Source organism: Nocardia caishijiensis NBRC 108228, from assembly GCF_001612825.1.
Taxonomy (GTDB): Bacteria; Actinomycetota; Actinomycetes; order Mycobacteriales; family Mycobacteriaceae; genus Nocardia; species Nocardia caishijiensis.
In genome coordinates this window covers 80823-93086 of record NZ_BDBE01000040.1, presented here as the reverse complement: position 1 = coordinate 93086, position 12264 = coordinate 80823, and the positions used below count along the sequence as shown (strand labels likewise).

At 67.6% G+C, this 12264-nt stretch carries 12 protein-coding genes and 1 pseudogene; 9 read left to right on the top strand and 4 right to left on the bottom strand.

Annotation, left to right across the window (positions count from 1 at the left end; translation table 11 throughout):
* Positions 1-4: 4 nt before the first annotated feature.
* Positions 5-1423 (top strand): phenylacetate--CoA ligase family protein, encoded by a 1419-nt coding sequence (locus tag NC7_RS22840; protein WP_067986484.1) that lies wholly within the window; start codon positions 5-7, stop codon positions 1421-1423.
* Here the strand turns inward: NC7_RS22840 and NC7_RS22835 are convergent.
* Positions 1410-2693, bottom strand: coding sequence for a TetR family transcriptional regulator (locus NC7_RS22835; RefSeq protein WP_067986481.1), 1284 nt, complete (start codon positions 2691-2693; stop codon positions 1410-1412). The two genes, NC7_RS22840 and NC7_RS22835, sit on opposite strands and share 14 nt — an antisense overlap.
* 200 nt (positions 2694-2893) lie before the next feature.
* Here NC7_RS22835 and NC7_RS22830 point away from each other — a divergent pair, with 200 nt between their 5' ends.
* Positions 2894-3169: a response regulator transcription factor gene (locus NC7_RS22830; RefSeq protein WP_067986479.1), complete on the top strand. Its 276-nt coding sequence runs from the start codon at positions 2894-2896 to the stop codon at positions 3167-3169.
* 4 nt (positions 3170-3173) lie between these two features.
* Here NC7_RS22830 and NC7_RS22825 read toward each other — a convergent pair whose 3' ends face one another.
* Positions 3174-3581, bottom strand: coding sequence for a hypothetical protein (locus NC7_RS22825; protein ID WP_067986477.1), 408 nt, complete (start codon positions 3579-3581; stop codon positions 3174-3176).
* Positions 3582-3662: 81 nt separating this feature from the next.
* Positions 3663-3878, bottom strand: a pseudogene (locus NC7_RS28705) (LuxR C-terminal-related transcriptional regulator); the annotation flags it as partial.
* Positions 3879-4115: 237 nt separating this feature from the next.
* Here NC7_RS28705 and NC7_RS22815 point away from each other — a divergent pair.
* Genes NC7_RS22815 through NC7_RS22805 form a run of 3 tightly spaced genes read left to right on the top strand, consistent with a single transcriptional unit; the run spans position 4116 to position 8082 of the window.
* Positions 4116-5402: a hypothetical protein gene (locus NC7_RS22815; protein WP_067986472.1), complete on the top strand. Its 1287-nt coding sequence runs from the start codon at positions 4116-4118 to the stop codon at positions 5400-5402.
* The gene (locus tag NC7_RS22810; protein ID WP_067986470.1) at positions 5396-6763 is read left to right on the top strand and encodes a hypothetical protein; all 1368 of its coding nucleotides are present in this window, start codon (positions 5396-5398) and stop codon (positions 6761-6763) included. Before NC7_RS22815 ends, NC7_RS22810 begins: the two co-directional genes overlap by 7 nt.
* Positions 6760-8082, top strand: a complete 1323-nt coding sequence (locus NC7_RS22805; RefSeq protein WP_067986468.1) for a CHAT domain-containing protein — start codon at positions 6760-6762, stop codon at positions 8080-8082. The genes NC7_RS22810 and NC7_RS22805 overlap by 4 nt, the downstream gene beginning before the upstream one ends.
* Here NC7_RS22805 and NC7_RS22800 read toward each other — a convergent pair whose 3' ends face one another.
* Positions 8083-8775 carry a hypothetical protein gene (locus NC7_RS22800; RefSeq protein WP_067986466.1) on the bottom strand — a complete coding sequence of 231 codons (693 nt, stop codon included), beginning with the start codon at positions 8773-8775 and terminating at the stop codon, positions 8083-8085.
* A gap of 99 nt (positions 8776-8874) precedes the next feature.
* On the opposite strand from NC7_RS22800, the gene NC7_RS28700 reads away from it, so the two are divergent.
* The 4 genes from NC7_RS28700 (at position 8875) to NC7_RS22780 (ending at position 12260) form a co-directional block, all read left to right on the top strand.
* Positions 8875-9738 (top strand): alpha-ketoglutarate-dependent dioxygenase AlkB, encoded by an 864-nt coding sequence (locus NC7_RS28700; protein WP_084458721.1) that lies wholly within the window; start codon positions 8875-8877, stop codon positions 9736-9738.
* Between the two features lie 4 nt (positions 9739-9742).
* Positions 9743-10228: a glycine-rich domain-containing protein gene (locus tag NC7_RS22790; protein WP_067986461.1), complete on the top strand. Its 486-nt coding sequence runs from the start codon at positions 9743-9745 to the stop codon at positions 10226-10228.
* Between the two features lie 74 nt (positions 10229-10302).
* The gene (locus NC7_RS22785) at positions 10303-11382 is read left to right on the top strand and encodes an MvdC/MvdD family ATP grasp protein (RefSeq protein WP_067986458.1); all 1080 of its coding nucleotides are present in this window, start codon (positions 10303-10305) and stop codon (positions 11380-11382) included.
* A complete protein-coding gene (locus tag NC7_RS22780) occupies positions 11343-12260 on the top strand; it encodes a methyltransferase domain-containing protein (RefSeq protein WP_067986457.1) in 918 nt (305 codons plus the stop codon). The genes NC7_RS22785 and NC7_RS22780 overlap by 40 nt, the downstream gene beginning before the upstream one ends.
* Positions 12261-12264: the final 4 nt, after the last annotated feature.

Genomic DNA, 12264 nt, shown 5'->3' with positions numbered 1-12264 from the left:
GGTGATGGTTCCCACACAGACACGACCCGGATTCATCCAAGCGCTGCGGGTGTTCCGGCAGGCAGCTCGCGACGTACCGGCGTACGCGAAATTCCTGTGCGACAACGGAGTCGACGCGGATGCTGTTCGTACGCCGCGCGATTTCGCCGAGGTGCCGCCGGTGACCAAGGACAACTACATCCGCGCCTACCCGCCACACGAACTGATCGCGGGCGGGTCGATCACCGGTGCGGGTACCTGGTCGTCGAGTTCGGGCTCATCGGGTGCGCCGACCTATTGGGCGCGCGACGGCATCTCCCACGAACACGGTGTGCGCTTGCATGCCCGAATCCTGCACGGCTTCCGGGCCGCCACCAGGCCGACTCTCGTCGTCGTCGGCTTCTCGATGGGCGATTGGATCGGCGGAACCTACACGTTCCGTTCGGTCGCGGATCTCTCGCCACACGACCTGCGGGTGTCGGTGATGACCCCCGGCATGGATGTCGAGCTGATCCGCGCCGATATCGCCGCACTCGGCCCGTACTACCGGCAGATCGTGATCGCCGGTTACCCACCGTTCGTCCGCGACGTGTTCGACGGCGCTCCCGCCGCCGTCCTCGATCAGGACATCAAGGTCCTGATGGCGGGCGAGAGCATCAGTGAGGCCTGGCGCGACAATCTGCTGACGCTGCTCGGCAAACCGGGCCGCGTGGAGGACACCTGTCTGCTCTACGGTGCCGCCGACGCGGGCATGTTCGGGTACGAGACACCCGCCTCGATCGCGATCCGCCGACTCGCCGATCGCGACGACAACCTGCGGCACGATCTGTTCGGCCCCGATCCCGATCTGCCGACCTTCGTCGAGTACGACCCCGCCTACCGCTACTTCGAGACCGACGCCGACGACCGGCTGTTGTGCACACTCGCCAACGCGATGCCGTTGGTGCGCTATCGGATCAACGACGTCGGCTCGGTTCACACCGCGGCGGAGGTGGGTTCGGCGTTGCGCGCCGCAGGCCGTCCCGCGACAGTGCCGACCACCACGGCGGACGCCGGATTCGTCGCGCTGCGTGGCCGTCCCGATGTGGCACAGAGCTTCTACTCGGTGAAGTTCCATCCCGACACGATCCGTGGCGCGCTCGCCGACCCGAGGGTCGCTGCCGAGCTCACCGGGAAGTTCGTCCTCGGCAAGGACAGCGGCGCGACCAGGGCCGATCAGCTCACGCTAGTGGTGGAGCTGCGTCCCGGACGCACCCCCGACGCGTCGTTCACCGACCTGGTGGGTTCGGTGTTCCTCGACACGCTCACAGCGGCCAGTCGCGAATACCGTGACCTGCGCGGCAGGCTCGGCACCCGAGCCGAGCCACTGGTCCGGACGCGGCCGTTCGGCAGCGTCGAATTCCGGTACGCGATCAAGCACGACGGGCGGGTCAGCGCGCCGTAGGCGCACTGCGCGCGAGACCGTGCAGCAGTAGTTCGACGATGAACGCGGTGTTCTCCTCGGGCGAGTCGGCCCGGCGGGTGAAACACCGGTGCAGCAGGATATTGGTGATCGTGGCGGCGAGCTCGTCGGGTGCGGCGAGCTTGGCCAACGTGCCTTTGCGTTGTGCTTCGGCGATCACCGGGGCGATGATGGCAGGCAGGTCCACCTGCTCGCGCAGCGACAGAAGTCCGTCGGGCTCGCCGCGGGTGTCGTGGGCGAGGGCCACGAGCAGCGCGTCCATGAATGCGGTCTCACGCGCGGTGAGCTGGGCGAGCCGCAGCAGATGGTTGCTGATGACCGTTGTCTCGTCCAGCGTGAGTTTCGTGTCGTCGGCCACCGCCTCGGTCAGCTCGGCGACGTGCCTGCGCAGAGCGCCGATGATCAGGTGCGGCTTGTTCGGGAACAGGGTGCGCACCGTACCGATGGGCACCCCGGCCCGTGCGCCGACAGCCTCCATCGACGCGCCGAAATAGCCACGGGCGTCGAACTCTTCGCGGGCAGCGCCGAGAATCGCCGCGCGGAGATCACGGGGCAGTTCGGCGCTGGGAACGGCCGGGTAATGGGTGGTGAGTACGTCGTCGATGTGTTCGTGGCGATCGGGCATCGCGATCGCCCCGTTGAGCAGGGCGACGATGGTGTCGGCCGCCAGGTTCGAGGTGACCGCGGCGGGATCGCTGTTGATCCGCAGGCGGAAGCCGTCGACCAGCGCGGTGAGCGCCACGCCGAGCGATTTGGTGGTGAAGGGTGTGCGCAGCGAGGCGCCGGTCCGTTCGAAGGCCACATCGACGCTGGCGATGGCGAGTTCGTCGCGTCGGCGAAAATGCGCCTGAACGGCCCGGGCAGTACGCGCGTCGCTGATCGCGAGCAGGTGGGACATGAGATTCTTGCTCAGTGTGGTCCGGTCGGTGAGGGCGTCGAAGTAGTGTTCGGCGAGGGCGCGTACCACCGAGCGGCCGACGTTGGCGTTCGTGGCGATCTGCCCGGCGACGGTGGCGCGGACGGATTCGACGGAGCAGTCGTCGTGGGCGTGCATGGTGTCGAGGACCGCGTGGAGGAACGCTCGTTTGGTCGCGAATCGGCGATAGAACGTCGCTTGTGAAGCACCGGCCGCGTTGATCACGTCCTCGCTGCGAAAGCCGCGGAAGATGATCTCGTCCGGGTGATCGACCAGCGCGCGCAGACCTTCGCGGATGAGTTGCGCGGATATCGGGTCCTCGACGGAAATAGTCACTTCTCCTGAGATCTCGTCCCCCCGTTGATACTTCGCCGAAGAGGGCTGTCCGTTACACCGTGTGAGAGTAGTTGCCCTCACCTGAGAGCGGTCACTTTCGGCAACAGGAGTGATCTCGCTGGAAAGTTGCTCTTTGATGGAGCCGGGACGCCCCAGCGATCGTTGGGCGTCCGTAGTGAATCGAGTGTCGGAGGGCAGCCATGACGTCAGGACCCGTTTCCGCGACCGCACCGAGCGAGACGGGCTTGGTCGCACCAGAATTGAGCCCCCGCGAGGTCGAGGTGCTCATCGCCTGGATCCGTGCCGAAACGAAGTCCGAAGTCGCCAAGGCCCTATACATCTCGATCGGTACCGTGAACACCCACCTGGCTCGGATCCGCGAGAAGTTCGCGGCGGTCGATCGGTCCGCGCCGACCAAGGCCGCCCTGCTCGCCCGAGCGTTGCAGGACGGCCTGATCCAGCTCGACGAGCTCTGAGCAGCTACCGTTCGGCGATCTGATCCGTATGGGCGGGGATGCCACGGGCGGTGAGCACGGCAGCGGTCGTGCTCACCAATCCGCGCAACCGGTCGAGATCGGGTCCGGGTGCGTGGGGATCGATGTGGCAGCAGAACTGCGCGTAGGCCGCGTTCCGGCCGACGACGAAGACGACATCGACCGTGGGGCAGCTCCATTGGGTGAGCGCGATCGCGGCGACGGGGTGGCCGAGCCGGTTCGCCATCCGGCCCGGCACCGGCAGGTCTCGCACCCGTGGGCGGCCGAGGTAGGTGACATTGCCGATGCGCCAGGTCGGTACGGATTCGCCGAACGCGAGTTCGTGCACGGCATCGATCAGATCACCGAGCGCGCCGGTCGGCACGGTGACCTGGTAACCGGCCCGGTCCTCCATCAGCCTCCTGTTCCTGCCGCGTCGCACCCGATCAGTCTGCTGGCTCGCGGGATCGTCGGGTAGTCCCCGATTCGGGGGACATCAGAGTTCGTGGAGACCGACGATGCCGTCCTGCAGCGCTCTGGCCAGCAGAGCCGACTTGGTCGGTGCGTCCCGACCGATGGCGGCGTATTTGCACCTGGCTCGGCTCAGATGGGTGTTGATGGTTCCCCTGGTGATGAACAGTTGCTCGGCGACCTGCGTCTTCGACTCGCTGAGCAGCCACGTCCGCAGCACCTCACGTTCGCGTGCCGACAGGGGAGCGGGTGTTGGACAAGGTGTGCCGCAGTACGGGCACCGAGTGGTATCGGCGTCGACGGTATCCATACCGCATCCACCGATCCCCCGGGCAGCTGTCATTCACACGACCGATGGTGATCCGTCGATCCGGCTGTCAGGATCGGCGGAGTGACGCCATCACCTACCGGGCAGCGATATCCCCGATCGGACTGGGTTCGCGAACTGTGGTGGGCACGAACAGATTCCGCATCCCGAGTGTCACGAAACGAACTGGTTCACGCGTGGTTCGTCGCGGCCGCCGCGCCCAAACCTCGTAAGAAGGAGTTCATCGACGAACTCAAGGGTTGGTCCGGGGTGCTCGGTGGTGCACGGGAGTGGGTACGGGATCGGTACGGCGCCCTGGCGGCATTTCTGGCAGGCACCGACACCAGCGTCGACGAACCGGACGGCTGGCTCGCCGTCTCGCGGCTCTACGCCGACTACGCGGACCCGCTGGCTCGATTCAGTGCGCAATTCGCCGCGATCGCGCACAGCCATCGTCCGCGGGGCGTGCCGAACAAGATCTCCGAGCGGGTGAAGAGCTTCGAACTGGCGGTGCCGCCCGGTGTGCGCAAGGTGATGGCGGGTGAGCGTCTCGACAGCGGAATCGGTGGCGTGGTCGACAGCGTGGTCGACGCCGACCACTTCGTCGCGCGACCGTCGGCCTACCACGATCGCTACCTACCGATCGCACTGCGCCGCTACGCATCCATCCTGCTGGACAAACGCGCCGATTTCGTCGCCGACCACCGGCTCTGCGCGGCATTCGACGAGGCGATCGCCGCGCTCGCGATCCACGGCGACCCGGACCTCCCCGCACGGCCACCGTCGCCGAGTGAGACCCGCCGTGTCGAAGACCTCCTCGCGGTCGGTATCGGCGCAGATCCGGCGGTGCGCGACGACCCTCGGTTCGCGCAGGCCTACCTCCGGGCGAGGGCGACCATGCTGCGGTGGGCCGTCGACGGCCGCGCACTCACCGATGCGACGATCCTGTACAGCAAGCTGCGCTCGGTCCGACTCGACGACGCTCGCGCACGGAACCGAACCGCACAGCGCGAAGTGTCGGTCGCGGAACCCGCGGTGCCGGAACGGAAAACCGAACCGGTCGAGATCGGCCGCGTGCTCGACAGGGACATCTTGACCAGGGCGGCAGGGGAATTGGAGGCTGTCGCGGAGTCCTGCTGGGAACGCGACCTCGCGGCGGACCTGCTGAGCGGCGGCGCGGGCCGGGTCCCGTTCGACGATCTGCGGACGCGGGTGCTGGCCGAGTGGCGCGCCGCCGGTGCCCGGCCTGTCGGCGCGTCGGCGCGTAACCCGAGCACCGCTACTCGCATCGTCGACGCCATGCTCTTCATGGCGGTGACCGCCGTGATCGGCAACGACGACCTCGCCGAGTTCGTCGAGGCACCCACGGTGCACGGTATCGGCGCGCGATTCGACGAAGCGAGCGCGGTTCTCGACGAACTACGAACCGGCGAGCAGCGGGGGAGCACATCGTGGTAAGCACTCGAGCGGGTCGCATCGTCGTCGACGAGGCAGGCGGAGTCGGCTGGTTCGCCCATCGCGCTGCCGCGCTACCCGCTGCGGAATTGCGCGTGAGCACGGGCGTTTCGATCGCGATCGACCCGTTGGCGCCAACCGACCCGCTCGGCTGGTCGGTCGACCCCCGCACTGATCCCACCGCACTGGCCGAGGTGTTCGCCGAGCCCGCACTCGCTGCGCTCGTGGCGCGACTTCGCGTCGACGGAGTGTCGGTGGCGCATTTCGACTGTCCCACTCTGCCCGCCGCGTGGGCCCATCGCGCGCATGTGGCGGCGGTCGCTCGGTGGACACTGCGTCCGCTGGACAGCGGCGCATTGTTGCTCGACGAGGCACTGGCCGAGCACCGTTGTGGGCGTGACGCCGTGGCGCGGCGATTGTTCGGCCACGGCGCGTACGTGTTGCCCTCCCTCGGTGAGCAGGCGGTGGAGGGCGAATTGTCCTCGGCGGCAACAGATCTGCTACGGGATGCGGTAGCTGTCGCCACCGAGCTCGGTCTGGGCGAGGATATCGTCGACCTCGCCGAACAACTCGCCGGGATCGATGACGTGCGACTGTCGGCGGCGCTGGCCGAGTGGCGCGCCGCCGATGAGTCCGCGCTGATCGGGGCGGGCCCCTTCGCCCACGACCGCGTGGCCCCCGTGGACGACGTCGAGTACGCGATGGTCGACCCGACTGTGGTGCCGCCACGAATCCTGGCCTGGCCGGGCCCGGCGCGACCGGAGATCCGGATCGATTACCGCGCCGCCGATCGCACCTACGAGCTGCGTTCCCGGCTCGCCGCCGGTGTCGACCCGTGGTGTGCCGAAGCCGCCGAGCTGCTCGCCTACACGACGGAGGAAGCGACCGGCCGACTGCTCGGCGTCGCGCCCGTCGAGGCTCGGACAGACGGCGGTCTGTACGCCGAACTGCCCGAGGTCGGTGACCAGCCGCGTGGCGCCCGGTCCTTCGGGCTGTTCTCGGCCGAGACGGCGCCGGAACACCTGCGCGGCAGTCTGTTCGGGCGTACCGGTATCGAAGTGGATCGTGAGCTCCTCGAGGGCTGGAATCTGCACCGTGCCGCCGCGGCCCGGCTGAGCATCGCCGGTGACAACCACTTCCCGGCCGAAGTGACCGAGTTGCTGATGGCTGCCGAGACAGCGGTCGGCAACGCGCGCGCACAAATGGACGACCTCCTCCTCACCGATCACCCCGATTCGGTGTCGCGAGTGCTCCGAGCCCGTCTCGATGCGATCGAGGCCTACCTCGAACTGCTCTCCGGTGGCGACCCGGCCCCGGGCGCGGTGCTGCTGTGTGAGCTGACCGGGCCGACGGACGAGCGGTGAACGCATCGGCAGAGGTACTCGTGCGTGCGGTCGACGCCGGTGACACCTACCTGTCGTGGCGCTGGCTGGACCGACCGGAGCGCTGTGAATGCGCCGTGGTGCCTGCCGACCCGCTGGAACGCGCCCTCGACCTCCTGCGGGCCGCCCTACCGGCGAGACTCACGGGGGAATCGGGCGGACAAGGGGTCGAGCGCGCACTCACCGGCGCATTCGCCGATCGTGACGGCGAGCTGCGGGTCGTTGAGGCATTGACGGCCGCGGTCCTGCCGATCGCGCTCTCCGTCCAGATCGGGCAGCGGGCGCGCGACGGCGAACGGATCTGTGTGCGCCTCACGCCGAGTGTCCGTTTGTCGAGCGTGCCGTGGGATCTGTTGATCGTCGACGGCCTGCACCGCATGCTCGACGTCGCGGAGGTGGTCTACGAGCCACCAGCCGCCGTCCACGCCGGGCGAGCGAATCGACCGTCGGAGTGGTCGGCGGTCGCACACCGACCGGCGCTCGTGCTCATCGACCCACAAACCCCGGCGGGGGCCGAGATCCACAACCTCGGTCCGGTTCTCGGCCCCGGTGACCACGCCGATTTCAGGGACCTGGTCGCGTCGTACGTGACGACCGGTCGGATACCGGCGTCGGAACGCGGCCGCTGCATCGGCGCCCGCGTGAGCCGTCGAGACCTCGCGACCGCATTGCGTTCCGAACGCTCGCGCCTGTTCTATTTCGGGCATGTCTCGGCCGCCGTCGACGAGCCGGGCTCTGCCGCCCTGCACATCCACGACACCCGCAACACCTGGGGCATGGCGCAGCCACTGGCTCGGACGGATGCCGACGGGAATCCGATGCCGTCGGCAGGTGATCACCGGCCGTTGGCCGCCGTCGACCTGCTGCTCGGCACCCTCGCGGGCGACTCGGCCGCGCACCGTGTCTACGGTCATACCGAACCGCAGCCGGGCGCCCGGCTGTGGCCGATGCCGCCCCGCGTCGCGCTGATCGCATGCGAGGGCGGCGTCGACTACCGATCCGCCGAGACATTCGGGCTGGTCGTCGCGATGGTGAACGCGGGTGCGGCCCTGGTCACCACCACCCGATGGACCCTGCCGACCAATCGCGCCTTCGCCGAGTTCGGTCCTGGCACGGCCGCGAAACCGACCACCGAGCTCGGATTGCGCGTCGATCGAGCCCACGAAGGTCTCGACCCCGTCGGGGATCTGCGCGCCTGGCAGCGCCGATGCCTGCAACGATGGCAGGCCGTCGGCGACATCGCCGACAGTCCCTTGGTCTGGGCGTCGCTGAGCCACACCGTCGCCCCGTGGAGACCTTGATCAGCGCCGGGTCCGGACACTCGCACCGATCGCACTCGCGACCGCGAAGGTGGCGCCGAACACCAGGACCATGACGATTCCGTCGGTATCGGCGCTGTCCGCGCACTGCGGCGCGAACGCCGCGACCAGGATCGCCACCGCGGCCAGCGCGCTCGTCCCGCCGTCGAGTACCGCGTCGGACCGACGCGCGGCCAGCCAACCCAGCGGCATGGCCAGCAGGATCATCGTGCTGAGCGGGACCGGGTCGGGTAGTGCGTCGATCCCGAACGGCGACGTCGCTGCCGTCAACAGCTCGACCGCCCCGAACCAGCGCAGTCCGAACTTGGGTGCGATTCCTGTCGTCACCACGGCGGCGAACATGCCAAGCCCGGCGAGCACCGTCAGCAGGGCGAAGATGGCGTAGCGCAGCGCCGGGGGTGCGGTGTCACACGGTGTGCCGCGCAAGAATTCGGCGACGACGGGAATGCACGCCAAGAGTCCGATCGCGGAATAGAAGAAGCCTGCCACCGGCGCGAGGTACCTGGCCCGGCCGAAAACCGCCGCGGCGATACCGACGAACACCGCGAAGACAGCGATCGACCCCCCATCGACACCGGGCGAAGTGGCTGCCAGTTCCCCGAGGGCCGCGGCAGCGACCAATCCGTCGGCGAACGGCACGAAAGGATGCGCCGGACCAGAGTCGCGCGCGGTCATCCCCGGAACCGGAATCGACTCTGCCGCAGTGGTATGCGGTGCTCTCGACGATCGTGGTGACGCAGTGCCCGGGCGCTCGTCCGAGCGACGTCGTCGACCATGGGAATCGCTTCCGGCGAATTGTTGTCGCTGATGTTCGGTGCGTGTGTCTTCCGGAATCGCGCATTCGGAAAGACGACCGACCGAATGCGACTCATGACGCCCATAGCGCCGATCGTAGAGTTCGAAACCGGCGACCGATGTCCGTCGAAGAGCCGACATTATGTTGCGCCACAGCGGGATACGGTCATTTCTGCGCGATTCCGAAGGGAGCGTAGATACATGGAGTCATCGGACCCGCGAGAAACAGACGGGCTGACGGTGGTAGACAATGTGGTTGGAACCGCCCTCGGTGTACGGATCCGTGAGCAACTGCTTGTCGCGGACCGCCATCAGCACAGTGAGATCCTCATCGGCTCGCACCGCCACCTCGCGCCTCGGCTCACCTCGTCGTTCTCCGATGTCCCCCTGGCGCTGGACGGGATGGCGCCGAGTCGGCCGTGGACACCGGAACTGGCCGACCTGCGTGATCTCGTCGGCGTGCGGTTCGGGCTCACCTTCAACTACGCGCTCGCCAACCTGTACCGCGATCGCGCGGATTTCACCGGCTGGCACTGCGACAAGGCATGGCTCCACGAGCCGGACAGCACGATCGCGATCGTCAGTTTCGGCGCCACCCGGACCCTCGCGGTCCGCGCGGTGGGTACCGAACCGGCGGTGCGGTACCGCCTGTCGGATTCGTCCGTTGTGCTCATGAGCCTCCCACTCCAGAACACGCACGAGCATTGCCTTCTCGCCGAAGCTGAGGACGTGGATATGCGCCTCAGTATCACGCTCCGGCACATCCGGATACTTCCCGAGTATCTGGCTGAGGACCGGCCCTCCCGCCGAAATCATGGCGCCGTCACCACCGAAAGGGAATAGGAACATGACATATACCGACAAGGTGCAGAAGTTCATCGATGAACCGCTGTGTGGATTCACCGAAGTAGAGCTGCGCGAGCGCGTTTCGACGCCGCTGGCACAGCGGGCATTGGCACATCCGCCGCAGGAATTCCTGATCGAGAAGTTCGCCAAGGATCACGGGTACACCGACGACGACGCCCGCGCTCTGTTCGAAGACGTGAAGAAGTTCCTGTTGCTCGGCAGTCTCGTCGACGCGTCACCGGCACCGAGCCTGCCGATCGACCAGATGTGGCACGCCTTCATCCTGTTCACGAAGGACTACGCGGAGTTCTGCGGCAAGGTCGGGGCATTCATCCACCACCGGCCGCTGCCGTCGACCAGCGAGCACCAGCCACCGATCGAGCCGACCCTGGAACTGATGACCGCGGCCTACGGTCCGCTGAGCGAAACCTCATGGCCCGCCCCGCTCGGCGCTTTCGGAATCATGGATTGCAAGGCCGGAGTCTGAGCGAGCGGTCGACCGTTTCCGTGCCGGGCACCGAGTGCGGCGCCCGGCACGGGCCGGTTCGAACGGAGACCACAGTGACCAGCGAGTTGTATCGCGACAGCGTGTCGTGGCACGAGGCCGGTGTGCCGTCCGCAGTGCGCTGGGACGAGCGAATCATCGTGGGCAGCAGCGTGTTCGAGGCGGCACGCGACCGGCGATCTGGTGCCGCCCGAATTCTCCTCGTCGGGCACAGCTGCGACCCCGATCTCGCGCGGATCGCGATGCTGCTGGCCGACACCGGAGCCGATGTCCACGCTGTACTCGTGGACCGTATCGGTCGCCAGCCGAGCATGACCTTTCCGCAGAGTGGAGATCGGGCACAGTACGACGTCGGCTACTGCCGTGGGTTTCGGCCCGGGCAGTTCGTTCATTTCCACTACGACCGAACTGTGCGACGCGCCGATGATTGGCGAGCGGTCGAGCCGGACCTGCTGGATCATGCGACAGAGCAGGCGGACTCAGTGCTGTGGGGATGGCTGGCACGCGTGGAGGTGGCCCGCTGGGTGAACTCACCGTGGCAGCTGCGTACCGCCGAGAACAAGCTGATCCAGCTGACGTCGGCACAGCATGCCGGATTGACGATTCCCGCCACGCTGGTGACCAGCCGGATCGACGAGCTGCGGCAGTTCGCGCGCGGGTGTGCGGCAGGCGTGGTGCACAAGAGCCTCAGCTCGCCGATCCTCTCGTCGCGCGATCGACAGCGCAGCTTCCTCTATACCTCGGTGATCACGCCCGACGACATCGCGTTGCCGGATTACCCCTGCCTGTTCCAGCAACGTCTGCGGCCTCGGGTCGAGCACCGTGTCACCGTGATCGGGGAACGCACCTTCGCCGCGTCACTGGCTCGCGCGGCCGACGACGCCGCCGACTGGCGACGGGCCGCGAACGATCACCCTCGTTTCGACCACCACCGCCTCGACGAACCACTGGTCAGCGCCATTCGCCAGCTCATGCGGACACTCGAAATCCAGGTCGGCGCCGTCGATCTGATCGACACCGGTGAGGAAACCTACTTCCTCGAGATCAATCCCTCGGCCGCGTTGCTGTGGTTGGAGAGAACGCTAGGGATGCACCTATGTCAGAGCGTGACGAACCTGATTCTGCACGGCAGGTAGCCGAGCACCTGCTCGCTGCCGCCCGGTCCGACCTGGGACTCTCGCGCGACGCAGTCCGATCGGTCTTCGCGGCCCCAGCACACGGCGGCGAAAGCTATCAGTCGCTGGCGGGTCTCGCCGACGCGGTCATGGGACGCCGTCCGCTGGCCGAACATGTTGTCGACGGCTTCTACTCTCGCGCCCGGCGTGGTGCGCGTGGAGAGCGTGCCTTTCTCGGTGGCGCCGAAGCGATGGCGATCCACGGCTACCCACCCATCGCGATCGACGCCCTACCCGCTCAGGCCGTCGGCAGGTTTCTCGGTCTCGGGAACACCTACCACGCCATCGCGGGGTCCGCCGGTGGCCGTGTGGTCGACATCGGGTGCGGGGCGGGCGTGGATCTGGGTGTCGCGGCGATGCTGTGCCCGGACACGACACTGCTCGTCGGCGTCGACAAGCGACCAGACCTTCTGCACGTCGTGGCCGCCGCCTGCCCGCGCGCCGACCTCGTCGTCGGTGACGTGACCGCGCTGCCGTTCACCGTCGACGCGTTCGACACGGTGCTGGCGAACGGTCTGCCACCGTTGCAGCGACCGGCGACGCTCCGGTCCACGGCCGATGCTCTCCAGTCGATCGCGGCCGAAGGAGGAGTTGTCTCGGTGACGGTGATCGTCGCGGCGCCCCGATTGACGGCAGCGCTGGCGGAGGTCTTCCCCGACGACGACGTACTCGCGCGCGGCCTGGCGGTGCTGATTTCGGGCAAGCCGACCATCGCCGATGTCATCAGCGCTTTCAGCTCGCAGAGCGTGGTGACGGTGACTCGCGGAGAGAATCCGTACCGAGAGCCGAGCGCGCGTCGACGTACGGCGATGTATGCCGTCCGGGCGGTCAAAGGATGAACCC

Coding starts and splice junctions, on each gene's coding strand:
- NC7_RS22800 (WP_067986466.1), bottom strand. CDS start 8,775: ATGACCGCGCGCGACTCTGGTCCGGCGCATCCTTTCGTGCCGTTCGCC.
- NC7_RS22840 (WP_067986484.1), top strand. CDS start 5: ATGGTTCCCACACAGACACGACCCGGATTCATCCAAGCGCTGCGGGTG.
- NC7_RS22790 (WP_067986461.1), top strand. CDS start 9,743: ATGACATATACCGACAAGGTGCAGAAGTTCATCGATGAACCGCTGTGT.
- NC7_RS28700 (WP_084458721.1), top strand. CDS start 8,875: ATGGGAATCGCTTCCGGCGAATTGTTGTCGCTGATGTTCGGTGCGTGT.
- NC7_RS22780 (WP_067986457.1), top strand. CDS start 11,343: ATGTCAGAGCGTGACGAACCTGATTCTGCACGGCAGGTAGCCGAGCAC.
- NC7_RS22825 (WP_067986477.1), bottom strand. CDS start 3,581: ATGGAGGACCGGGCCGGTTACCAGGTCACCGTGCCGACCGGCGCGCTC.
- NC7_RS22830 (WP_067986479.1), top strand. CDS start 2,894: ATGACGTCAGGACCCGTTTCCGCGACCGCACCGAGCGAGACGGGCTTG.